The sequence below is a fragment of the Paenibacillus agri genome (assembly GCF_013359945.1).
Taxonomy (GTDB): domain Bacteria; phylum Bacillota; class Bacilli; order Paenibacillales; family Paenibacillaceae; genus Paenibacillus_AQ; species Paenibacillus_AQ agri.
Window position 1 is genome coordinate 1 of sequence record NZ_JABWCS010000070.1, and the last position, 243, is coordinate 243.

General features: G+C 50.6%; 1 rRNA gene. It reads left to right on the forward strand.

What is annotated here, in order from left to right:
* Window positions 1-243: ribosomal RNA gene (locus tag HPT30_RS31280) — 23S ribosomal RNA — on the forward strand; the annotation flags it as partial.

Consider the following 243-nt stretch of genomic DNA (forward strand, 5'->3'; position numbering starts at 1 on the left):
GTTCTCCCCGAAATAGCTTTAGGGCTAGCCTCGGTATAAAAGTAGTGGAGGTAGAGCACTGATTGGGTGCGGGGCCCGCAAGGGTTACCAAGCTCAGTCAAACTCCGAATGCCATATACTTATTGCCGGGAGTCAGACAGTGAGTGCTAAGATCCATTGTCAAAAGGGAAACAGCCCAGACCATCAGCTAAGGTCCCCAAGTGTGTGTTAAGTGGGAAAGGATGTGGAGTTGCACAGACAACC